General features: G+C 42.6%; 19 protein-coding genes, 1 other RNA gene and 2 pseudogenes. 4 read left to right on the top strand and 18 right to left on the bottom strand.

Annotation, left to right across the window (positions count from 1 at the left end; translation table 11 throughout):
- Position 1 precedes the first annotated feature (1 nt).
- Positions 2 to 571: a xanthine phosphoribosyltransferase gene (locus tag WKT00_RS00110; RefSeq protein WP_101694719.1), complete on the top strand. Its 570-nt coding sequence runs from the start codon at positions 2 to 4 to the stop codon at positions 569 to 571.
- A 49-nt stretch (positions 572 to 620) separates the two neighbouring features.
- Here the strand turns inward: WKT00_RS00110 and WKT00_RS00105 are convergent, their stop codons facing one another.
- From WKT00_RS00105 to WKT00_RS00065, 9 genes are all read right to left on the bottom strand, one after another.
- Positions 621 to 2,081, bottom strand: a complete 1,461-nt coding sequence (locus WKT00_RS00105; protein WP_330595858.1) for a SpoIID/LytB domain-containing protein — start codon at positions 2,079 to 2,081, stop codon at positions 621 to 623.
- Between the two features lie 183 nt (positions 2,082 to 2,264).
- Positions 2,265 to 2,446: non-coding RNA, 6S RNA (gene ssrS / locus WKT00_RS00100), on the bottom strand.
- Positions 2,447 to 2,535: 89 nt separating this feature from the next.
- Entirely contained in the window at positions 2,536 to 4,140 is a 1,605-nt protein-coding gene (gene pckA, locus WKT00_RS00095) for a phosphoenolpyruvate carboxykinase (ATP) (RefSeq protein ID WP_101694720.1), read from the bottom strand.
- Between the two features lie 389 nt (positions 4,141 to 4,529).
- Positions 4,530 to 6,047: a threonine synthase gene (gene thrC / locus WKT00_RS00090; protein ID WP_101694721.1), complete on the bottom strand. Its 1,518-nt coding sequence runs from the start codon at positions 6,045 to 6,047 to the stop codon at positions 4,530 to 4,532.
- Between the two features lie 21 nt (positions 6,048 to 6,068).
- The gene (locus WKT00_RS00085; protein ID WP_173814073.1) at positions 6,069 to 7,346 is read right to left on the bottom strand and encodes a Na+/H+ antiporter NhaC family protein; all 1,278 of its coding nucleotides are present in this window, start codon (positions 7,344 to 7,346) and stop codon (positions 6,069 to 6,071) included.
- A 29-nt stretch (positions 7,347 to 7,375) separates the two neighbouring features.
- Positions 7,376 to 7,870, bottom strand: a complete 495-nt coding sequence (locus WKT00_RS00080; RefSeq protein WP_101694723.1) for a 3-isopropylmalate dehydratase small subunit — start codon at positions 7,868 to 7,870, stop codon at positions 7,376 to 7,378.
- Positions 7,870 to 9,144 carry a 3-isopropylmalate dehydratase large subunit gene (gene leuC / locus WKT00_RS00075; RefSeq protein WP_101694724.1) on the bottom strand — a complete coding sequence of 425 codons (1,275 nt, stop codon included), beginning with the start codon at positions 9,142 to 9,144 and terminating at the stop codon, positions 7,870 to 7,872. Before leuC ends, WKT00_RS00080 begins: the two co-directional genes overlap by 1 nt.
- Positions 9,145 to 9,164: 20 nt before the next feature.
- Positions 9,165 to 10,682 (bottom strand): thioester domain-containing protein, encoded by a 1,518-nt coding sequence (locus WKT00_RS00070; protein ID WP_340260144.1) that lies wholly within the window; start codon positions 10,680 to 10,682, stop codon positions 9,165 to 9,167.
- A gap of 226 nt (positions 10,683 to 10,908) precedes the next feature.
- Positions 10,909 to 11,673 (bottom strand): putative ABC transporter permease, encoded by a 765-nt coding sequence (locus tag WKT00_RS00065; RefSeq protein WP_173814071.1) that lies wholly within the window; start codon positions 11,671 to 11,673, stop codon positions 10,909 to 10,911.
- A gap of 168 nt (positions 11,674 to 11,841) precedes the next feature.
- Here WKT00_RS00065 and WKT00_RS00060 point away from each other — a divergent pair, with 168 nt between their 5' ends.
- On the top strand, positions 11,842 to 12,072 hold the full coding sequence (locus WKT00_RS00060; protein WP_101694726.1) for a FeoA family protein: 231 nt from the start codon (positions 11,842 to 11,844) through the stop codon (positions 12,070 to 12,072).
- Complete coding sequence (gene feoB, locus WKT00_RS00055) at positions 12,069 to 14,117, top strand: ferrous iron transport protein B (RefSeq protein WP_173814070.1); 2,049 nt, start codon at positions 12,069 to 12,071, stop codon at positions 14,115 to 14,117. The genes WKT00_RS00060 and feoB overlap by 4 nt, the downstream gene beginning before the upstream one ends.
- 68 nt (positions 14,118 to 14,185) lie before the next feature.
- On the opposite strand, the gene WKT00_RS00050 is transcribed toward feoB, so the two are convergent.
- The 8 genes and pseudogenes from WKT00_RS00050 to WKT00_RS00015 all read right to left on the bottom strand — a co-directional run.
- Positions 14,186 to 15,007 carry a PHP domain-containing protein gene (locus WKT00_RS00050; protein WP_101694728.1) on the bottom strand — a complete coding sequence of 274 codons (822 nt, stop codon included), beginning with the start codon at positions 15,005 to 15,007 and terminating at the stop codon, positions 14,186 to 14,188.
- 104 nt (positions 15,008 to 15,111) lie between these two features.
- Positions 15,112 to 15,285, bottom strand: a complete 174-nt coding sequence (locus tag WKT00_RS00045) for a hypothetical protein (protein WP_159459848.1) — start codon at positions 15,283 to 15,285, stop codon at positions 15,112 to 15,114.
- A gap of 68 nt (positions 15,286 to 15,353) precedes the next feature.
- Positions 15,354 to 16,163: a hypothetical protein gene (locus WKT00_RS00040; protein ID WP_173814069.1), complete on the bottom strand. Its 810-nt coding sequence runs from the start codon at positions 16,161 to 16,163 to the stop codon at positions 15,354 to 15,356.
- A gap of 63 nt (positions 16,164 to 16,226) precedes the next feature.
- The gene (locus tag WKT00_RS00035; RefSeq protein WP_340260135.1) at positions 16,227 to 16,808 is read right to left on the bottom strand and encodes a DUF6465 family protein; all 582 of its coding nucleotides are present in this window, start codon (positions 16,806 to 16,808) and stop codon (positions 16,227 to 16,229) included.
- Between the two features lie 77 nt (positions 16,809 to 16,885).
- Positions 16,886 to 17,743, bottom strand: a complete 858-nt coding sequence (locus WKT00_RS00030; RefSeq protein WP_340260133.1) for a putative manganese transporter — start codon at positions 17,741 to 17,743, stop codon at positions 16,886 to 16,888.
- A 108-nt stretch (positions 17,744 to 17,851) separates the two neighbouring features.
- Complete coding sequence (locus tag WKT00_RS00025; protein WP_101694732.1) at positions 17,852 to 18,472, bottom strand: cytidylate kinase-like family protein; 621 nt, start codon at positions 18,470 to 18,472, stop codon at positions 17,852 to 17,854.
- Between the two features lie 18 nt (positions 18,473 to 18,490).
- Positions 18,491 to 19,642, bottom strand: a pseudogene (locus WKT00_RS00020) (ABC1 kinase family protein); the annotation flags it as partial.
- A pseudogene (locus tag WKT00_RS00015) lies at positions 19,630 to 19,740 on the bottom strand (diacylglycerol kinase); the annotation flags it as partial. The pseudogenes WKT00_RS00015 and WKT00_RS00020, both read right to left, overlap by 13 nt.
- A gap of 200 nt (positions 19,741 to 19,940) precedes the next feature.
- Between WKT00_RS00015 and WKT00_RS00010 the strand changes: the two are divergent.
- Entirely contained in the window at positions 19,941 to 20,927 is a 987-nt protein-coding gene (locus tag WKT00_RS00010) for a P1 family peptidase (protein ID WP_173814067.1), read from the top strand.
- Here the strand turns inward: WKT00_RS00010 and WKT00_RS00005 are convergent.
- On the bottom strand, positions 20,924 to 22,579 hold the full coding sequence (locus WKT00_RS00005; protein ID WP_340260124.1) for a Na/Pi cotransporter family protein: 1,656 nt from the start codon (positions 22,577 to 22,579) through the stop codon (positions 20,924 to 20,926). The genes WKT00_RS00010 and WKT00_RS00005 overlap by 4 nt on opposite strands.
- Positions 22,580 to 22,748: the final 169 nt, after the last annotated feature.

Genomic DNA, 22,748 nt, shown 5'->3' with positions numbered 1-22,748 from the left:
CATGGAACTATTAAAAGAACGAATCTTAAAAGACGGGCTGGTAAAACCCGGTAATGTACTGAAAGTTGACAGCTTTTTGAATCATCAGATGGATATCGATCTTATCAATGAAATTGGTAAAGAATTCCGCCGCCGCTTTCCAAGCGACAAGATCACGAAAATTCTTACAATAGAAGCTTCCGGCATCGGAATTGCCTGCATTGCAGCCCAGTACTTTAATGTACCGGTAGTATTTGCTAAAAAATCGCAAAGTATCAATCTGGATGGAGACATATACTCTACAAAAGTTGAATCTTTTACTCACAAAAAAGTTTATGATGTTATCCTATCCAAGAAGTTCTTAGACTCCAATGACCATGTTCTTGTCATTGACGACTTCCTCGCCAATGGCTGTGCACTGATGGGACTGATTGACCTGATTCACAAAGCCGGCGCGACCATCGAAGGCGCTGGAATTGTTATCGAGAAAGGCTTTCAGCAGGGAGGCGATATGATCCGGGAAAAAGGAATCCACCTGGAATCCCTTGCCATAATTAAATCCATGACGGATACTTCTCTGGAGTTTGAATAATTTAATTGGGGACGGAGTTTTTTGAAAAAAACTCCGTCCCCAATTAAATTTACCCCGTCCCCATTTGTACTTTAGCTCCCCGGAAAAAAAACTCGACAATCTCCTCGTAGGATCTCCCCTCCTTCGCCATTTCATTCGCGCCATTCTGACTCATTCCTATCCCATGACCGTATCCTCCCCCCTTAATCAGGAAGATGCCTGCTCCCTTTTCTACTGTAAAAAAGGCGCTTGGAAGCAATTTTGAACTAGGCACTACGCCTCCATCCTGCTTCTTAATCTCATAACCATTTCCTCCCAAAGCAGCCCGAATTTTATTCTCAGTGTCTACTGTCGCATCTCCATTTTCTCCGATAAGCTTAATCTGAAGCACCACTCCCCCCGGCCCTTTCTTCGTCACCTGAATATCCCGAATCATCCCCAGCCCTTTCCCCAAATTCTGTTCCACCAATGTGGATAAGGTCTGTACTGGTATGGCTGCTTCCCATCGATACCAAGGTAGATCTTTTTCATAATCCCCAACTTTTCCACTTACCTCTACCGCCTGTAAGTATCCATTCTCGTCATTTGCCGGAGTTCCCCACGCTTCCAGGCTCGTCGTTTCTCCACAGGATGTGGAATAATAATAAGTTGTCGCAATCTGTCCGTGATACATGACTACTTCTCCACATGTCGCATTCACGGCTTGTGTCGAACGTTCCTGCGGCTTGGAGTTTCCATATACCTGGTAAGCCGTACTATCATCTATATGTGCTTCATATTCCGGATAACCATAAGAAGCCATCTGACGATAAGCATAGCTTCTTGCACACACTGCCTGAACTTTCAACGCTTCCAGCTCGTAAGACGGCGGCATCTCACTGGGAACAACTTTACACAGATAACGTTCCACCGGTAATTCATTGATCAGTATCAATCCGTTCGTTCCACAACGAATTTCCACTGTTCCTTCATAAGATGGTTTCCCGTATGCGCGATCGATGCTGTTTACCGTGATCTCCCCTCCATCCTTCGCCCACGCCCGAACAATCTTATCCTTGACCCATTCATCCCCCGGTGTAATAGACAAGCTTTGTCCTCCTTCCACTTGCCATCTTTCTTCTCCTGCTTCCAAAATCATCCCCGCTGGCGAAACAAGCTCTGCCTGACTATGCTGCGTTCCCTGATATCCATTTGTCATCAGCAATACTCGAATCACCGGATCTTTCTTTGTTTCTTTGTTCTGCTTGTTCCCCCTATTTGCTTTCTTCTTTCCTTTCGCATCTGAACGTTTCCTTTTCCAACTTTCTTTTTCTCCTCTTTCTGATCCCCAAGGTTCTTTCCCCATAAATCCTCCATCGGCATCGTTCTTCTCCACTTCAAAGCTACTTTTTGCTCCCCCGGGTCCACACCCCAAAACAGCCAGCATTCCAGTCATCACCAACAAATGAAGCCAGATACCTGCACAATAGAGGATATAACGAAAAATCAAAAGAGATCTGCTGCCTCTTCTTGTCATCCACTTCACTCTCACCACTTCAGGCTCCTTGTCCTTCTTGCATCATCTTATGCCCATGGTATTCCAATTATACTTTCCACTTTAAAACGCTACCTTTTCTCAGTTTTTTTGCTAGATCTTTTTCAAACCTTATTTCTCCAATTAATCATAAACACGACAAAAAAGGCAGCTGCCTAAGCAACTGCCCTTTATCTTTTGTATATCCCCAAAATGCCGGTTTCTGTATTTTGACTCCTAGCTGCTGCTAGGTGGGTGTCCGCATCCGCTTTTCTGTCTTCCCCTGCGTAACTGGAGGCCTGACATATTACGGAGATATAAGAGTCCCGTTTAAAGTAATGTAGGTTCAAAATAACAGAAGTTGTCGTGCATCCCAGGTGATCACTGAGATTATTATACCTCATTTACATGGATTTTACAACCCATATATTCAATTCAAAACTGTTCCAATTTTTGCAAAATTTGCTGATTCTTACAGTTCCGGTCCAGCAGAAACAAGTGCCTTTCCAGCTTCATTTCCTTCGTATTTTGCGAAGTTCTTAATAAATCTTCCTGCAAGATCTTTTGCTTTCTCTTCCCACTCTGCAGCATCTGCATAAGTATCACGTGGGTCAAGAATTGCAGGATCAACTCCTGGAAGTTCTGTTGGAACTTCGAAGTTAAAGTGTGGAATCTTCTTAGTCGGAGCATCTTTGATATCTCCGTTTAAGATTGCATCGATAATTCCACGAGTATCTTTAATGGAGATACGTTTTCCTGTTCCATTCCATCCTGTGTTTACAAGATATGCTTTCGCACCATTTGCTTCCATCTTCTTAACAAGCTCTTCTGCATACTTGGTTGGATGCAGCTCTAAGAATGCCTGTCCAAAGCAAGCAGAGAATGTTGGTGTAGGCTCTGTGATTCCACGCTCTGTACCAGCCAATTTTGCTGTAAATCCAGACAGGAAGTAGTACTCTGTCTGCTCTGGTGTCAGCACAGATACTGGAGGAAGTACTCCGAATGCATCTGCGGAAAGGAAGATTACGTTCTTTGCTGCTGGTGCGGCAGATACCGGACGTACAATCTTCTCGATGTGATCGATTGGATAAGATACACGTGTATTCTCTGTTACACTCTTATCATCAAAGTCAATCTTTCCTTCTGCATCTAATGTAACGTTCTCAAGAAGAGCGTTTCGTTTAATTGCATTGTAAATGTCTGGCTCAGATTCTTTATCCAGGTTAATTACCTTTGCATAGCATCCACCTTCAAAGTTGAAGATACCATTGTCATCCCATCCGTGCTCATCATCACCGATCAGAAGACGTTTTGGATCTGTAGAAAGTGTTGTCTTACCAGTTCCGGAAAGACCGAAGAAGATTGCTGTATTTTCGCCGTTCATATCTGTGTTTGCAGAACAGTGCATAGAAGCAATTCCCTTTAATGGAAGGTAATAGTTCATCATAGAGAACATACCCTTCTTCATTTCTCCACCATACCATGTATTCAAAATAACCTGCTCACGGCTTGTGATGTTAAACACTACTGCTGTCTCAGAATTCAATCCTAATTCTTTGTAATTCTCAACTTTTGCTTTAGATGCATTATATACTACGAAATCTGGCTCAAAATTCTCAAGTTCTGCTTCTGTAGGCTGGATAAACATATTTTTTACAAAATGTGCCTGCCATGCAACTTCCATAATGAAACGGATTGCCATACGAGTGTCTGCATTTGCACCGCAGAATGCATCTACTACAAACAATCTCTTATCAGAAAGCTCTTTTAATGCAATCTCTTTGCATGTGTCCCAAGCTTCCTGTGTTGCCGGATGGTTATCGTTCTTATATTCATCAGAAGTCCACCATACAGTATCTTTAGAGTTTTCATCCATAACGATGAATTTATCTTTTGGAGAACGTCCGGTATAAATACCTGTCATTACGTTCACTGCGCCCAGTTCGCTTTCCTGACCTCTTTCAAAACCTTCCAGCTCTGGCTTTGTCTCTTCTTCAAAGAGTACTTCGTAGGAAGGATTATACACAATCTCTGTTGTTCCGGTAATACCATACTTAGTTAAATCGATTTTTGCCATCTTTCATTAACCTCTTTTCTTTCATTCATTTTAATCGCCGCCGCTGATACCTGAACTTTTAGATGCCTATACCTAGTCACGACGACATTTGCTTTATTATCTCATTTTTCTTTAAAAAAGTCAACACTTTAACAAGCTTTTTGTGAAAGTTTATATTCTTTATTATTCATTTATCTTTCCTTTCTTCGGTATCATGGTATAAAAAAACGCGAAAATGCAAGATCGTTAGATCAAACTTGCATTTTCGCGTTTTAAATTACAGAAGCTTTTTATCCCTTTAAAAAATGCTTCTTTTATCTTCTCTTCATCAGAATACTACTTCTTTCTCTGCCTTACTCATTATCGCATCGTGCCTTTAAAAAGTCAATAGTCTTTTTTTTAACAATCTCTTAAATTTTTAAAATTCCCTTGACTGTCTCCTTCATCTTATCCGCATCACACTCCAGTGTATGCAAGATTTTTGCATCCAGAATTTCACGAACTGCCTGAGGCATCTCCACACCTGATACTTTCTCCAGCTCTTCAAGAAGCTTTAACTCTTCCGCCTCACCGTACTTTTCATCAATCGCAGTCAATACGCTCTTAACAAATTTATACGGACTTGCCGTAGATGCTACCAAATATTTTTCTGATTGTTCCTCATTCTTTTCAGTATCCTGATCACACCGATTCGCTTTGCGGTATTTACAACACACATCTGCTGCCACTGCTGTATGTGTGTCAATCACGTATCCTGTCTCTTCATATACATTTCGAATACATTCTGATGTCTCAGCTTCTGTCGCATATCCACCTGCAAATTCTGTTAAACGTTCCTTCATTTCATCTGTAATCGTATAGCTTCCATCCACTGTCAACGCCTCCATAAGTGCTTTTGTTTCCGCGGAATTTTCACCAGAAACCAGATAAATCAAACGCTCTAAATTACTGGAAATCAAAATATCCATAGACGGAGACGTTGTCAGTACAAACTCTCTGTTCCTGTCATACGTTCCCGTCTGAAAGAAATCAAACAGAACTTTATTTTCATTGGATGCGCAGATCAGTTTCCCAATTGGAACTCCCATCCGCTTTGCGTAGTATGCTGCAAGAATATTCCCGAAGTTTCCAGTTGGGACTACAACATTCAGAAGTTCTCCCTCTTCCAGTTCTCCATACTCTAATAATTTTGCATATGCATATACATAATAGACCACCTGCGGAACCAGACGCCCAATGTTAATTGAATTTGCAGAAGAAAACTGGTAGCCATGTTCTGCAAGTTCCTTCGCCAACTCCTGGTCACGAAACATTTCCTTCACACCACTCTGAGCCTGATCAAAATTACCGTGGATTGCCACTACATCTACATTTTCCCCATTCTGGGTCACCATCTGCAGTTCCTGAACCTGGCTGACGCCATCCTTCGGATAGAAAACAATAATTCTGGTTCCTTCCACATCCGCAAATCCTGCCATTGCAGCCTTTCCAGTGTCTCCGGAAGTCGCTGTCAAAATAACAATTTCCTTGTCTGCATGGTTTTTCTTTGCCGCCGTTGTCATCAGATGCGGTAAAATCGACAATGCCATATCTTTAAATGCAATCGTTGCTCCATGGAACAATTCCAAATAATAAGTATTTCCCGCTTTTACCAGCGGCGCAATCTCTTCATTGTCAAACTTACTGTCATAAGCCTTGCTGATACAGGATTTCAATTCTTCTTCTGTAAAATCATCTAGGAACTGTTTCATAACCAAATATGCTGTTTCCTGATAGCTTTTTCCCGCCAGTTCCTTCACCGGAATCGGAAGTACCGGCAACTGTTCCGGAACAAACAAACCACCGTCCGGAGCCAATCCTGTCAAAATCGCCTCAGATGCTGTAACCCGCAACTGAGAATTTCTTGTACTTTTATAATATAGATTCATGTTATTCTCACCCTTCTATCATTATTTTGCTTTTCGGAACAGTATGAATACCACCGCACTAATTGCCATCAAAATTGGATAAAAAAGATATGGCATAATCGCAAATGGCGTCAGACCAGTAAGACTTGCAGCTGACAAAAGCTGCGCTCCATAAGGAATCATTCCCTGTCCGACAGATGTAAAAATGTCGAGAAGCGATGCTGATCTTCTTGGAGAAATCTCAAATTCATCGCTGATTTCTTTTGCAATAGGGCCTGCCATTACGATAGCTACTGTGTTGTTCGCCGTACACATATCTACCAGCAAAGACAATCCGGCAATTCCAACCTCTCCACCCTTTTGTCCTTTGATACTTTTCTTAATCAGATTTAAAATAAACTGGATACCGCCAAATTCCTTTACCAGTGAAACAATACATGCCACTACGATGGAAATCACTGTGATATCATACATTCCCGTTACGCCTTCCCCTACAGCTGAGAACATATCTCCCACTGCAAGGCTTCCCGTTGCCACTCCGACAATCAGTGAAATTACTGTACCGCTAATTAAAACCAAAAACACATTGATTCCAATCAGTGCGCCTACCAAAACCAATACATACGGAAGTACCCGCCAAATATTATAGGACAATTCTTCAGCCAGTTTGAAATCACCATTCCTTGTGATAAAAAAGAAAATCACAATGGTAATAATCGCCGCCGGAAGTACAATGAAAAAGTTTTCTCTAAACTTGTCCTTCATCTGACACCCCTGTGTCTTGACTGCCGCAATCGTTGTATCAGAAATCATGGATAGGTTATCGCCAAACATTGCACCACAAACTACTGCTCCAATACAAACTGCCAGGGAAAATCCAGTCTTTTCACTAATCCCCACTGCAATCGGCGCCAATGCTGCAATTGTTCCCATTGAAGTTCCCATGGACACAGATATAAAACATCCGATCACAAATAATCCCACAACTGCTACCTTCGCCGGCAAAATGGAAAGGCCTAAATTTACCGTACTCTCCACTCCGCCTGCTGCTGTTACGGCACCAGAGAACGCCCCTGCACTTAGGAAGATCAAACTCATGGTGATAATGTTTTCATCGCCCACGCCCTTTGATATTACGGAAATTTTTTCCTCAAAGCTCAATCCGCGATTCTGCAGAAATGCAATCATCAACGCAATCAAAAATGCCACAATTGCCGGCATTGCATAAAAATCTCCGGTAATAATTCCAGATCCTAAAAAAATAACTAAAAACACCCCTATCGGCAGCAATGCCGCCCCATTACCTCTCTCGTTTCCCATTCAGATACCTCTCTTACATCTCTTATATCTTATCTATTTTTCTTACTATTTGTATAATTGACTAATCCGCCTGCCGCAATCAACTTCTGCATAAATGGCGGAAACGGCTGTCCCTGAAACTCCGTTTTCTTCGTCCGATTATAGATTTTTCCACTATCAAAATCGACTTCTACTTCATCACCTGCTTCAATTCCATTGGCTGCTTCTGGGCATTCAATAATAGGAAGTCCGATATTAATCGCATTCCGATAAAAAATTCTGGCAAATGTTTCTGCAATCACGCAGCTCACCCCTGCTGTCTTAAGACACAGCGGCGCATGTTCCCTGGAAGATCCACACCCAAAATTCTTATTCGCCACAATCAGATCGCCTGGCTGCACCTTGCCTGCAAATTCCGGATCAATATCCACCATTGCATGACTTGCCAACTCCTGAGGGTCAAAAGAATTCAAATATCTTGCCGGAATAATAACGTCTGTATCTACATTGTCTCCATACTTAAATACATGTCCCAATGCCTTCATTATCTTTCACCTGCTTTCTCTGGATTTGCAATCTGTCCTGCAATCGCACTTGCTGCCGCCACTTCTGGAGATGCAAGATAGATCAAAGAGTCCACATGACCCATCCGTCCTACAAAATTCCGGTTCGTTGTAGACACACACTTCTCTCCCGCTGCCATAACCCCCATATGACCTCCCATACAAGGTCCACAGCTTGGCGTATTAACTGCGCATCCCGCATCCACAAAGATATCGAGAAGCCCTTCTTCAATACACTGTTTATAAATTTTCTGTGTTGCAGGAACAACCATTACACGCACATCCGGATGTACCGTATGTCCTTTCAGGATTGCTGCTGCCTTTCTCATATCTGAGATTCTTCCATTAGTACAAGACCCGATAACGACCTGATCAATCTTAATTGGCTCCATGGCCTCAATCTCATCGATTGTCTTTGCATTTCCCGGAAGATGTGGGAATGCAACGGTTGGGCGTACTTCTGATAAGTCTATTTCAATCGTCTCTTCATACTCTGCATCAGCGTCTGCCTCATAAACCTGATACTGCTTTTCCGTGTGTGCTTTCAAGTATTCCTCTGTCAACGCATCCACCGGAAAGATCCCGTTCTTCGCCCCCGCTTCAATTGCCATGTTTGCCATAGTAAAGCGGTCATCCATCGTCAGATTCGCAATTCCATCTCCTGTGAACTCCATAGACTTATACAATGCTCCATCCACACCGATCTTTCCGATAATATGAATGATCACATCCTTACCACTGACATATGGAGACAGTTTTCCTTTTAAAACAAATCGAATCGCTCCCGGCACCTTAAACCACAATTCTCCCGTTGCCATCCCGGTTGCAATATCCGTCGTCCCAACACCTGTTGAAAACGCACCAAGCGCACCGTACGTACAGGTATGTGAATCTGCTCCAATAATACATTCTCCTGCTGCCACTACACCTGCCTCCGGAAGAATCGCATGCTCTACTCCAGATTTTCCTTGCTCAAAATACCACTTCAATCCCTGCTCTTTCGAAAATTCACGGATCGCCTTAGAATTTTCCGCTGATTTAATATCCTTGTTCGGTGTAAAATGATCTGGTACAAATACAACCTTATCCTTATCAAATACCGTATCTGACATCTGCTTTAAAATCGGTAGCGCCATCGGCCCGGTAATATCATTCGCCATTACTACATCCAGTTTTGCTTCAATTAATTGTCCTGCCGTCACTGATTCAAGTCCTGCATGCGCAGCTAAAATCTTCTGCGTCATCGTCATTCCCATTGCAACACCCTCCTGTTCTTTTACTTAGTCTTACTCGTTATTTTAACACAGGTAATAATTGCGGTGCAAGAAAGAATCACGAACAGCATAAGAACGATTAAATTCGCTCCATCTCCTGTCTTGATGCTTTCTGCCTTTTCTTGCCTTGGCTGTTGCTCTTGTGGCTTCTGTGGCTCTTGTGGCTTCTGTGGTTCTTCTGGTTTCTGCGGTTTTTCCGGCTCCTTTGGTTTTTCTACTTTCACTTTTTCCTCATCTTCTGCTTCCGGCGCGTTATCTGAACGCACCACCACCTGATTTTCAATCTCTTTTCCAATCAGTTCTTCATCAACGATTACCACCTGATATTCTACGGTATATTTTTCTCCCGCTTCTACACTCTGCAGGAAATCCGCTGTATGAATCGTATAAGAATTGCCTGTTACGGATATCTTTGCCTCTGACACGACATGATGTTCTGCATCCAGCAGAACGATAGAATCTTTTTGAAGTTTGACCCCTTCTGTAAGAATAGTATCTGTGAGAATTACATTTTTGGCGACTGCATCCTGAATCTGCTGCGTCACATCCACCGTATAAGTAATCACATCTCCAACCTGATAGAGCTTGCTTTCCTTGTCTGCATACTTATCTACAAACACTTCCGGCTGTGGGATCCATTTGACATTTAAAGATACTGTAGACGGCTCCACCGTTACCAGATGACCGCTGCCCATATCCTGGCTTCCACCGCCTGTTTTTACAACTAACGTTCTCCACGTTTTATCAATCGTCCCCTGAATCGGCCCACTCTCCCAAAAGGTTCCATTTCCCCAGGCAACATCTGCTGCCAAATAGAACCGTTCCTGACCATACACCTCTACTCTGCCCGTCTGTTCTCTTCCTGTGCCTGCATCCACCAGAGCCACTCCTTCCGGCAGAGAAAAGATCAACGAATTGGAAGGATCGCCTGTGCATGTAACCACTTCGGTGCGCTGGCAGCCTTTCTCTTTATCAAAAAACGCTTTGAGGCTGTCAGCAGAAAGAGAAATATCCGTCTTAGGAATGGCAGGCCAGCTCCCAATCGCATTGGTATACTGTACAACCGCTTTCTTTAAATCCTCATTAAGACCAATAAATCCCGCACTGTTCTGACTGCATCCATCATAAATATAAGACAAAATACAATGGGACAGACAATAGGAACGGTCATTCTGATCCCACCCTCCCGTCAAAGTTGGTTTCATATATGCTTCAAAGCCCGGTCCTCCATAAACATAATACATTGCTTTTGCCAGGAGTTCATCACTTCCCAGCTCCTCAGACGGATAAGACCCACTTCCCGGAGACCTCATATCAGGCTCCAGACAGTACGCCAGATTTCCGTTCACATAATAATAGTGGGTTTCATATCCCATATACTGTACCTTTTCTCCTTTTACCAACTGCACTTCTTCTGCTTTCGCTTCCATTTCTCCAATGCCGCTTAAGCACCATCCCAGCGCCATACCAAGACATACCATCACATTCAAAAAGAGACGGCCTGGTTTCTTTCTTTTCATAATTACAACTCCTTCTTTTACGAATCAAAATTTACAAAAGTAACGCCTTAACTGTCCTCCTTTCCTATATGTTGTTCTTCTCGTTTTGGAATCTGGGAATGAACTTTCCCGCGGGGATGCCCCATTGAATAATAAGATTTCTTAGACGAGTGAGATAATCATAGCTGTATTTTTCCCTTTTGTCAATAGTCGTAAGAAAAAGTTTAGATTTCAAAAAAAGACCGGATTATCTCCGGCCTTTCTTTAGATTTTGTCTGATTTCCTCCAGCAGATCCTGATGTCTTCTGGACTGCATTTTCGGGAACGCCTTTACAAACCGACTTCCCAGATGCGTACTGGTCTTTGCAAGTTCTGTATACTTCTCGCGCAGTTTTTCCGCCCGCTCATGCTGCTCCATAACATTTTCGTAAATATTTTCTCCCAGCTTGTCGGACAACTCCTTCAGCTCTTCTGCCACTCTTTCCATCATATCCAAATGATGATTCATCTTCAATACCCGAAGAGTCGTCACACAGATATCCGCGCAGGTTGCACCCACCAAAACGCACAAGATCACAACACCCGCCGTAATAGGAATCATTCCTACAATTCTTGCAATCAACGGATGAATCACTTTCACAATAAACACGCACGCCACGCCCCAGACTAATGAGAACAGCAGACATACATACCCTCCAATATTCAACGGCATATGAGAGTAATCCCACCATTTGTGATGAAAAATTTTGTCCATCAGATAGCCGGTCAGCCATTCAATAAATGTTACCAAAATCGTGGACAATACATACAGCAGTACAATCCGATCCCGATAATCATATAACAAAAACACTACAATACCAACACCTACACCATAGACCGGGCAAATCGGACCATTTAAGAATCCCCGATTCACAAATTTTCCAGATTTGACTGCGGCAAACGCTACTTCCGTGCACCACCCAAGCAATCCGTAAATAAAGAAACACCATAGAAAATCATATAGCAAAAGCAATTTTTTACTCCTTTCTCATTTCCTTTTCTTGTAATTTTTTGTAAGATTCCCTTGAAAAATTGTATGTTACAGTATACTTCACATTGCCAATTCCGTCAATTAGTGTTATGATATCTTCTGACGTAATAGATAATAATTATCAATAACACTTAAGAGGAGCAACTGGATATGACTTTAAAACAAGGAAAGAATCATCATACCTACCAGGTACAATCCATCAATATAGAACTGGAATTGGAACGCCGCCTGGAGGCTCTTGGCCTTACAGAGGGTTCGCAGATCACGATTCTGAACAATGACAAAAAAGGATCCTTGACCGCCAAATTTCGCGGCACGCGATTTGCACTCGGCAAACGAATTGCAGATCATATCGAAGTAACGGAGGTAACGGAATCATGAGCGATATTATCAAAGTCGGATTCATCGGCAATCCAAACTGTGGAAAAACCACACTTTTTAACGCCTATACAGGCGCTAACTTAAAAGTAGCTAACTGGCCCGGCGTTACTGTGGAGAAAAAAGAAGGGAAAACCACCTATCAGGGACAGGAATTTCAACTCATTGATCTGCCCGGTATCTACAGTCTAACTTCTTATACAATGGAAGAGACTGTATCCCGAGAATGTATTCTAAGCGATGAGGTAGATGTCATTGTGGATGTAGTAGACGCTTCTTGCCTGGAGCGCAACCTCTACCTGACACTCCAGCTTATTGAACTTGGGAAACCCGTTGTAATGGCATTAAATATGATGGATATTGTGGAAGAACGTGGTATGGAAATCGATCTTCACCGTCTGCCGGAAATGCTTGGAATCCCAGCCATTCCCGTATCGGCGCGAAAGAAAACCGGTTTATCTATTCTGATGCATGCGGTAGCACATCACAGTGAATACTCGGCACAGGGGCCATTTATTCACCATCATCCGGGCAAGAAATCTTCTTCCCATGAACACAATCACCACGAAGAATATGCCATGGTTTACAGTGATGAAATCGAAGATAAAATTGACCGGATTATGGAACGGCTTCACGCTCAATATCCGGATATTCAAAATCCTCGCTGGCATGCCATCAAAATGCTGGAAATGGACAAAGCCGTCACTGATAATCACCCGATTGATATCAAAGATATTGCCAATCAAAGCTATGAAAAAGAGATTATCAATCAAAAATATGATTTTATTGAGGAAATCATCTCTGAAATTTTGGTAGGCAAATCAAAGAAAGAAGAAAAGACAGAGAAAATTGACCGTTTCCTTACTCATCGGTATCTAGGACTTCCAATTTTCCTTGCCATTATGGCGCTGGTCTTTTTCTTTACCTTTACCATTGGAGACTGGCTGAAGGGATATTTTGAAATCGGTCTGGAATCTTTTTCCGCACTGGTATCCAGTGGTCTTTCTGCCATAAATGCCAGTCCTATGCTTACTTCACTCATTGTGGACGGTATCATTTCCGGTGTGGGCGGTATCCTGACGTTTTTACCTAACATTTTCATCCTGTTCTTGGCTCTTGCTATCCTGGAGGACAGTGGCTATATGTCCCGTGTTGCCTTCGTAATGGATGATATGATGAGTAAACTCGGACTGTCCGGCCGTGCATTCCTGCCATTACTCCTTGGCTTTGGCTGCACCGTACCTGCCGTCATGGCTTCCCGTGCACTGGAAAATAAAAAGGACCGTTTTAAAACGATCCTGGTAACCCCATTTATGTCCTGCAGCGCAAGACTTCCGATTTATGTATTATTTTCCTCTATGTTCTTCGGAAAATATGCCATGCTGGTCTGTTATTCCATGTATCTTTTGGGAATCGCTGTAGCAATCATAACCACATTTATTCTATCTAAAATAGATGGAAGCAAGGCAGAGCATTCACTGATGATTGAGCTTCCGGAGTATAAATCTCCAAACGCACATACCATCGCTATCTACGTCTGGCAGAAAATCAAGGATTACTTAACCAAAGCCGGTACTGTCATCTTCGTAGCTTCTGTAATTATGTGGATTCTTTTAAATTTTGGTCCGCAAGGTTATGTTACGGATATCAGTCAGAGTTTTGGCTCCATGATCGGGAAAACCATCGTCCCACTCTTCAAACCCACAGGACTTGGCTACTGGCAAATCATCGTTGCTTTAATTGCCGGAATTGCTGCAAAAGAAGTCGTTGTATCCAGCTGCAGCGTACTGTTTGGAATCCAGAATATTACTACCGCTGGAGGTATGAACGCTATGGTCGCTACACTTGGAGCGATAGGCTTCGGCCCAGCCAACGCCTATGCCATGATGGTTTTCTGCCTGCTGTATATTCCTTGTACCGCGACAATCGCAACCATTCACAGAGAATTAAAGAGCTGGAAATCTACATTGGGCATTCTCCTGTTCCAATTGTGTATCGCCTGGCTGCTAAGTGCCTTTGTATATCACATTGGTCTTCTGTTTGTATAACTAACATCCCATATATCAAAAACCTGCAGGACGAAAACTCTCGTCCTGCAGGTTTTTTCTAGTCTCTTTTAACGATTCTTTAAATAAGGAATTTCAATAGGATCGATTGGATCCATTGGATTCTCTACTTGTCCTTTCAGCCTTCTCTTTCGGCGCTTGGACAACTCTCCTGCTTTATTATAAAACCAGAAAGAATAGACCAGCAGTTTATTAGCCTTTCCCATCTTGTCTTTGGTTGTCTTACCGTATAATGTACCACCAGCTTCAATCGGAACCTTTCTCCTAATCAGTGAAATTAGTTCTGTCTCACAGGTTACATACTCCGGAAGTTCCGTATACGCCATGGAAACACACTCCAGCTTATGCGCATCACTTCCACCGATTCCCGGCTTCTTATACTTCCTTGCCAACTTCATGGCACCCTCATTTGATTCCTTCGATTCACAGGCATTAAACGCTTCTATGAAATCAAACCGCTTAACAATCTCCGGTGACTGATAGAACCTTTTACTCTTGGTATAACTTAAATATTTCTCTCCGCACGGATGTGCCGGTCCCAAAATCCCGCCATGACGATGAACAAAATCAATCAATACAGAAACCGGAAGTCCCCTAAGTTCCAAAAGCCTCATCTTCACACCTTCCGGCATAATACAAATAATATGTCCCGCATCACAGGTATCATACTCAATCCCCTTCAATACAACAAAATCCTCGTGCTTCTTGCCCTTCATCGTATTCTTCCAATGTCTGTACCCCTTATAGGTATCATGATCTGTGATCAGCATCCCGTCAAATCCATGTTCTTTCAATTTGGTAATATACTCATCCAGACTCACCTTGCTGTCTATCGATCCTTCCTTTACATGGCAGTGCATATCTATCTTCATAAGGAAGCCTCCTTCGCTCATATCTTACTTATAATTATACCACATTTGCCCTAAAATACAACCAAACCAAACAACAGGATAAGATTCCTTTTCCTCCACCTAAACTATGCTGCATTCTTCCTTCCTGCTATCTCCCGAATCACATATGCACACACCGTCCAGATCAGGATGGAAGGGTATGCAGAAATCTCGCCTTCTGTAAAACTATACATTACCAAAACCACTGCCTGTATCATCCCACATAATACCATTGCCAAAATTCTTACTTTTTTTCCCATAATAAAGCACCTCTCCTTCTATAGCTTTTACTATATCAGAAGAGGTGTTCTATAAAACGGACTCCTTTTTACAAGTCCTCTGTATTCATAATTTCAATATCATCATCGTCGTCATCTATGTCCTGCATATCCTCGTCAGCGTCCTCATCAGCGTCTCCCGCCAACTCGTCATCCAGAACCATTCTCGCTTTTTCGACCTCAGATTCCATCGATACTGCTTCACGAAACTTCTCAGAATGGATCTTTTCTTTTCTTCCCATCTTCCTGGAATGCATCATAAACTGAACCACCATGCCTAGCACTGCCAGCAAAACAGTGATCACCCAGGTCAGCAGTCCTATCCTTCCTTGAATGAACCAAGAAGCTGCACTTCCTGTCATCAAGCCTCCGCTTATTGCCGTAACAGATACTGCAACAAGCTCTTCCTGCTTCACGGCCAAAATTGCAAGAAGCAAACCAACTACCAATCCTGCAATCGAAATCATCAGGAAATAGGATGGTGAAATCAGCAGGCCGATTCCGGAAACAATCTCTGCACTCAGAACCAGTACAGACCAAAAGACTCCCGCCTTTCTGAATATTCCAAACAGAATAGCAAGAAGCAGACCGGTTCCTGCAACACATCCCACAAACGCTCCGCCGGAAAGCCCGAATACAACAGCTGCCACTGTTCCTAAAACAGCTCCCGTCAGAAGTCCTGTCACCACGCCAATCACTCGAATTATCTTCTGACCAAACAGACAGAAAACAACACCGATCACAAGCGCCGCAATCAAAATTATCATCTCCAGCTCTTTGGGAAGCGCCACAAAAACGCTGGTCGGCCCATCTGCACCGCCTGTTAGCGACTCCATTATCAGACTTGCTTCATTCATCATAATTCTTATCTCCTTTACCCCTTATTCGCTGCCTATCTTCCCTTAAGTATGTGCCAATTCTGCCTAAAATGCAACGGATCCGGTGTCTACTCCGTTAATCACATAGTAAATCGCACTTTCCTGAGGCTTGATATAAAGATCCATAGACTTGATCTCACCAACTTTTCTTCCAGATTTTGTCCATGCTTTCTTTACTCTTGCGATCATTTCCTTTTCTTCGACCTGTTTTCCGTCGTGTTCCACAATCGCTCTTACCTTCAGTTCTTTCTTTACAGCTGCCTTTTTTGCCACTGTTTTCTTCGTTGCCTTTTCAGCTGTTTTCTCCTCGGATGTCTTAGCCTCAGCTGTCTTCGTCTCTACTGTCTTTGTCTCTACTGTCTTTGTCTCTACTGTCTTTGTCTCAGGTGTCTTCGTCTCAGGCATTTTCTTTGCTGCTGTTTTTTCTTCTGGAGTCTCAACCTTGACTGCTCCTACTGCAACCGTTTTCTTCTCTAGTTCTGCTTTTTCTGCTGAAACCTCATTTGCCACCGGCGCTGCCTTCTCTTCTGCTGTCTTTACGGATGATGTGGTCTTAACTGGCTCTGCTGCAACCTTTTTTGCAGTCTCCTGTTTCTTAGTTACTCGTGTTACTTTCTTTCTAGCCATCTTAATTCCTCCTCATATATCCTAAGCTCTTCACCTAGTCTTACCTATTATAACACATTCCCATAAAAAAGCAATTTTCAGACGAAAAGATCTATTCCAATACCTGCAGCAATAGAAATACCCAAAAGCATTCCCACAATTTTTAAATTTTCTATACGATTATGATTCATTTTAAACAACACTACGAGTCCCACTCCAGCCCCTGTACAAAGGCCTGCTATCACTGACGCAAACGAAATTGCTCCACTTAAGTACAGCTGTGTTAACAGTACCGATGCTGCACAATTTGGAATCAATCCAATCACAGCAGCTGCCACCGGCTGGAATATGGTATCCCCTAAAAGCATGGTAGAAATTTTCTCCACACCGAGTAATTCAATCGCCCCATGTAAAATACAGGTGAATAGAAATAAATAAACAAAGATCCGAATCGTATGCCACCAGGCTGGAAGGAGAATTCCCACCTGAGGTTCCTGACATCCGCATTCCGTACAGAGCTCTCCCTGTTCCTTAGGAACCATAATCTTATCTTTCAAGAACAGGTCAACCAGATATCCTGCCGACGCACCAATCAGCACTTTCACTGCAAGCAGTGCTCCTACTTCCTTCATGTACCCCGGACTTCCCATAATAATCAGAATTGCCTCATCCGATGTTGCGATAAATACAGACAAAAGCGTCCCCGGAGAAATCACACCTCCGGCATACAGATTGGCTGCCATTACTGAAAAACCACACTGGGGAACACATCCGGCGATCGCCCCTACCAACGGTCCTGCTACTCCCACTTTTTTTAGTATTCGCGCCAAAGCTCCGCCGGAATAGTGCTCTAATCCCTCTATCAACAAAAATGCGGCAAACAGAAACGGTAACATCTTCACACAATCTATACCGCTGTCTAATACCACTTCTTTGAGCGATTCAAATAAATCCATATTTTGTCATCCTTCCTAAACCTGTCAATGATCTCAATGGATCTATTTTAGACTCTGCTCTGAAATTTGGCAAGGAGATTTTTCTAAAACTTTCTTCTTATCTGATCCTTACCAGTTCTTATACATTCCTTCCAGCACATCTACCGTCCGCTCAATACCAAGCCTGCTGACATTTAAAAGAATCTGACGAGATTCTATACTTCCCCACTCCTGACCTGTGTGCGATTCATAATAATATCTTCTCTCACGGTCAATTTTCTTAATCTTATCTGCTGCCTTCCGCTCTGATACATCATACCTCTTTGCGATCCGCCGAATCCGGTCCTCTTTGTCTGCACAGATAAAAATGTGAATACAATTAGGATTCTTTGCCAACACATAGTCTGCACAGCGCCCGACAATCACACATGGTCCACGTTCCGCCAGTTTATGAATAATCTCTGACTGCAGATCATACATCTGCTCTCCCAGTGGCTGCGCACACTCCATAGAATTAGTATACGGCGAATATTCCAATGGCGCCAACACATATCCTGCCAGGAAACTATTTAATGTCGTCTCATCCACTGCCTGCGCCGTCTCTTCACGAATTCCCAGCTTATCTGCTGCCATCCTAACCAAATTGTTGTCATACATAGGAATATCCAGCCTCGTTGCCAGCAAATTTCCAATCTCATGGCCACCGCTTCCAAACTGTCTCCCTATCGTAATAATCTTGTGATCTGTCATCTTACTCCCTCCTTCATCCTACTTCCTTGAAAAAATATGTTTCAAAAATACATACATTACAATTCCAAATGCAATCAGATATCCAAATGCTCCAAGCGCTGGAATTCCCCATATCTTCGGCTTCATATCCGTTGTACAGATAATACTGGAGCTGATCAAAAGCGCCATCACCCAAAGTCCCATCACAATATTGCGTACCAGTCTGCGAAGAAGTCGCTCTAATTCTGTTGATGCATGCAGATCCAGATTCACCTTTGTCTGCCCTTTTAAATGACCTTGCAGAATATCTGAAACCAATGACGGGATACCAATTGCTTTATGAATAGAGCGATATAGTTCCCGCCCTCCTTTTTTCAATTCCTGACTAAAGCTTCGCTCTTCCAATACAATTCCTGCCATATGAGCAGACACAATTCCAACCATATTGATCTGTGGAGCAATTTCTGCCAGCACGCCCTGCATGTGCGTCAATCCCCTCGCCAGCATCGTCATCCCGTGAGGCATAATAATTTTGTTTTCCTTCATCACCTCCATAAGGCTCATCGTAATCTCTGCCAGATCAATCTTTCCAATATGCATAGAACCATATTTCACAAGAAGCCCCCGGATATCTTCATACGACCGGCTCTGATCTGGCTTTTCTTTAAATTCTCCCAACGTCAGCACAACTTCTTCAATCAAGCCCACATCCTGCAATGCAATTCCCTGAATCGCTTTTCCGATCTGTTCCCGATCCGAATCCGTCAGCCGCCCCATCATCCCCATATCAAGCCAGACAATTTTTCCTTCCCGTACTTTCACATTGCCCGGATGTGGATCTGCATGGAAAAAACCATCTTCCATCACCTGCTTAATGTAATGATCGACCAGCTTACTTCCAATCTCTTCCAAATCGTAGCCTTCTGCTTCCAGATGTTCCCGGTCATCAATTGCATACCCTTCTATGTATTCCATCACCAATACCAAATGATTCGTATACACTTGATAAAGCTTTGGAACGCCTACAAAAGCAATCTCTTTATTTCTTCTGGCAAACTCCTCTAGGTTGGCTGCCTCCGTCTGGAAATCCATTTCTTCCTTCGTCACCATCCATAATTCATCCAGCACCATATCAAGATCTACCAAATCCTTAAAGCTTACCGGCGGAAGCAGCTTGACACAGCAATGCAATGAATTTTCATATTTCTCTCTTTGCGTATCCCGCTGAAAATCCCCTCGAATGCATAACCAAAACTCCGATACAAAGGATTCTTTTTTTGCCTGTCCATTTCGTCCACCTTCTCGTCCAAGATTTTCTTATATTATACTACAATTAAGATTAGAAGTATTTATTTTCAGATAGTTTTTATGGAAATTTTCTTTTTCCTATATACTGACAACGTTCAACTTGAAATGCTATAATAAAAATAATTAACTGCTATCATTTTTAGCAATTGCTATATTACTTATACTATAATGGAGGCTTTTTATGAATCATCGAACAATCCTGCAAGAAATCTCAATCTTAGCTCTTCCCGGTCTTCACATCGGGCATGCTCAGAATACTACTGCAAAAACAGGGGTAACCGTTCTGCTCTTTGATCATGGTGCCCGCGTCGGCATCGATATCAGTGGTGGCGGACCGGCTTCCAGAGAAACCCCTCTTGCCAACCCTGAAACCGCCGACAATCCAGTCAATGCCATCGTACTGTCCGGTGGTTCCGCTTACGGTCTCTCCGCTTCAGAGGGTGTCATGCGCTATCTGGAAGAACACGGAATTGGCTACCCTACCGGATTTGCAAATGTTCCCTTAGTGTTACAATCCTGCATTTATGATCTTGGAATTGGCGATGCAAACATCCGACCAGATGCACAAATGGGTTATGACGCATGTGCAAACGCTCAGATTCCCTGCACAGATCCTTCCCTTCTTCAAGGAAATGTAGGCGCTGGAATCGGAGCAACCGTTGGGAAAATCTGTGGAATGGAACGTGCTGATAAATCTGGTATCGGAATTCACGCAGTATCCATCGGTCCCTTAAAAATAGCTGCCATCGTCGTTCTGAATGCTTTGGGAGACATTTTCAATCCAGAAACCGGTCAAAAGATTGCCGGACTGCACAATGAAGATAGAAGCGATTATGTCGACACGCGTGATATCCTCTATCAGATGTTTACCCCTACGGACCTCTTTACTGGAGAAGAAAAGTCCGGTAATCCGGTCCCCCTTCCTTCTACTAATACAACCATTGGCGCAATTATTACCAACGGAAATTTTTCTAAAGCAGAACTTTGCAAACTGGCATCCATGACTCGATGTGCCTATGCAAGATGTATCAATCCGGTAGGTACCATGGCTGACGGCGATTCTATCTATGCTGCATCCATTGGCAAAATTGATGCTGATATTAACATGGTGGGAACCCTTGCCGCTGAAGTTATGGAAAAGGCAATTCAAAAAGCAGTGAGTATTTAACTCACTGCTTCTTCCGCTATTCCAATACATCCATCAGCAATTCGATCCAAATTATATAAAATTTGAGAAAATTCTTTCGTCATGGACACATCACACTCTTTAGCTTTTATACGTTTTAAATGATCCTTCTTCAGCTTCTTCTGCGCTTTTCGAAGCTTGTCCTTAACCCCTATCACTTCCTGTGCGTAATCCTGATTCCCTTCTCTAACCGCTTCCATAGAGCCTTCAAATAAGCTTTGGGAAATACGAATACATTCCCTAAGATCAGAAAGTGCTTTCTCTGACATCTGCTTTCCTTCTTCATTCATCTGTTTACAAATCTCCGAAACCTCTCCACACCGATCCGCAATTCGATCAATGTTGTTGGATACATAAAGATGAACCGCTGCCTGTTCGGATTGTTCTTCTGTCAGATTTCCACTCGAAAATAATCTTGTAATATAATTGTTCAATAAGTCACTTAGTTTTTTCACTGCATGGAAAGATTCATCCAGCTTCTCCTGCCAAAGTCTGTCCTGCTTTTCTGTAATGGCGTCCTTCATCGTTCCCAGCATAGAAGCTGCCAATTCAGAAAGATGATCAACTTCATTTGCAACAAGATAGATCGCAGCAGCCGGCTGACTTACCACTTTATCATCCAGATATTTCGGTTTCCAGAACACGGTAGCTTTCTCGTCATTGCCGCGAACAAGCCATGTAACAATCTTCACCATCAGCGGAATCAATGGAAGCCAAATCAATGTACACACTACATTAAATGTTGTGTGGGCGTTTGCAATCTGTCTAGAAATAATATCAACTTCATTTCCCTTAGGTGAAATAAATTCTACAAACTTAACCAGAACCGGAATAATCCAAATAAATACCATACTTCCCGTAATATTGAATACACTGTGGGCAACCGCTGTCCGTTTCGCATTTTTAGACTGTCCAATGGACGCCAGAAGTGCCGTAATTGTTGTACCAATATTATCTCCCAGCAGAATTGGAATCGCTCCTGCCAGACCAATGACGCTGGTCACACCATCCGGTCCTGCCTGAGCTGCAAAATTCTGAAGCACCGCAATAGTAGCTGAACTGCTCTGTACTACAAGTGTCATCACAAGACCAAGCAAAACACCCAGAACTGGAATCTCTGATACTTTCCCCATCATGTCAATAAAAATCGGACTGTTTGCAAGCGGCTTCATCACACTTCCCATTATTTCAATTCCTTCAAACAGAAGACCAAAAGAAAAAATTACCATACCAATATTTTTGATTTTTTCTTTTTTACTGATGAAATAAATCATAAATCCAATAAATATAATTGGATAAATATAATCACTGATCTTAAACGCAATCAACTGTGCTGTCATTGTGGTTCCGATATTTGCACCAAAGATTACGGAAATCGCTTGCGGAAGTTTCATAAGTCCTGCACTTACAAATCCTATCACCATAACCGTTGTTGCCGAACTACTCTGAAGTACTGCCGTTACGAGCGCCCCTGCAAGAGCACCCATGATAGGGTTCTTTGTAAGAAATTCCAAAATCTTTTTCATACGCTCTCCCGCTGCTTTCTGAAGCGCATCACTCATACTGTTCATTCCATAAAGGAATAACGCCAGGCCTCCTGCCAGGCCAAAAATTACAGAAACATTCTCATTCATCTTTTGTTTTACCTTTCTTTAACTTCTTGTTAAACCAGATAAAACATAACATCCTCAGATCAAATTTTAATAATACCTATGTTAAATCTATGTAAAATTATTTTACAAAACCTGATTTTAGCATAAAAAAAACAACTGGAAATTACCAGTTGTTTCCTATTATATATAT

Origin of the sequence: Dorea sp. ICN-14282 (genome assembly GCF_037890115.1) — a bacterium.
Taxonomy (GTDB): Bacteria; Bacillota; Clostridia; order Lachnospirales; family Lachnospiraceae; genus Dorea_B; species Dorea_B phocaeensis.
Note: the sequence above shows the minus strand (reverse complement) of the source record. Positions and strands in the feature narration are given on the sequence as shown.